At 60.0% G+C, this 1,252-nt stretch carries 1 protein-coding gene; it reads left to right on the top strand.

Translation table 11 applies throughout. The features are described from left to right. Positions 1 to 26: 26 nt before the first annotated feature. Positions 27 to 1,187 carry a helix-turn-helix domain-containing protein gene (locus tag BV106_RS34755; RefSeq protein ID WP_051946969.1) on the top strand — a complete coding sequence of 387 codons (1,161 nt, stop codon included), beginning with the start codon at positions 27 to 29 and terminating at the stop codon, positions 1,185 to 1,187. The last annotated feature ends 65 nt before the right edge of the window (positions 1,188 to 1,252 follow it).

The raw sequence follows: 1,252 nt of genomic DNA, 5'->3' as shown, positions 1-1,252 counted from the left end.
CCATGCCGTGGCCCTCCGTTAATCCTATGAACCAAAAGACTGAATTCGCTTTAAAGGCCCTCGGCACCCTCAACTTCCGCGCTCTGTGCCGGGAATACGGCATCAGCGCCAAGACCGGCTACAAATGGAAGGAACGATTCCTTCAATCGGGGCTGGGAGGCATGGCAGACCAGAGTCGTCGCCCTCACTCTCACGCCTCCCAGCTCTCTGAGCAGGTCACCTGCGCCTTGGTTGCGCTCAGGGAGCGCCATCCCACCTGGGGGGCTCGCAAGATCCAGGAGCTCTATCGTCGCGCCCATCCGGGCGAGCCTCTTCCCAGTGAAAGCAGCATCAAACGTGTCCTGGAAAGCTGCGGCCTGGTGCAAAAGCGCAGGCCACGCGTGGTTCGTTCCACCTCGCATCTGAACACCGGACGCCGGGCCCAAAAGCCCAATGAGGTTTGGACCGTCGACTTCAAGGGCTGGTGGTACGACGTCGACTCCAAACGATGTGAACCACTCACCGTGCGCGATGAGTGCTCCCGCTTTGTGCTGGAGACCCGGCGGCTGCCCAACGCCTGTACTCACTCCGTCTGGGAGTGCTTTGAGAGACTCTTTGAACGCTATGGGCTGCCCCAAGCCATTCGTAGCGACAACGGTGCTCCCTTTGCCAGCTCCACTGCCGTGCTTGGTCTCAGCCAGCTCTCCAGCCGGTGGGTGGCATTGGGCATTGATCTGGAACGAGGCCGCCCCAGCTGTCCCCAGGACAATGGAGCTCATGAGCGGTTGCACCGTGACCTGGCAGACGAAGTACAAAGCCGGGCCAGAGGTTCCACTCAGGAGGAGCTGGACATGTGGCGTGAAGAGTTCAATCACCAGCGACCGCACGAAGCATTGGGCATGAAGATGCCCGCAGAAGTCTACCAACGTTCTACCGTGCGCTACAACGGCCTGCCTGACGCCCTGGACTATGGCACCATGGAGACGCGCATCATCTCTCGCTGCGGCAATCTCAGATGGCAGGGAGGTCAGATCTTCCTCTCCGGCAGCCTTGCAGGATGGAATGTCGGACTCCAGCCCCGCCACGACGGAGACTGGGATGTCTATTTTTCCCGGCTGCTGCTGGGCCAGGTGGACCCCACGACGCTCAGCTTCAAACGAGGCGCTAGCGCCTCGTTTGAAGCTGACAAACCCCAAGAGAACCTGTAACCACCTTCACGGCATGTGTAACCCATGTTCTGAACCGAATGTGTTACCTATGTTCTGACCGCGCC

Origin of the sequence: Verrucomicrobium sp. BvORR106 (assembly GCF_000739655.1) — a bacterium.
Lineage (GTDB): Bacteria > Verrucomicrobiota > Verrucomicrobiia > Verrucomicrobiales > Verrucomicrobiaceae > Verrucomicrobium.
Note: the sequence above shows the minus strand (reverse complement) of the source record. Positions and strands in the feature narration are given on the sequence as shown.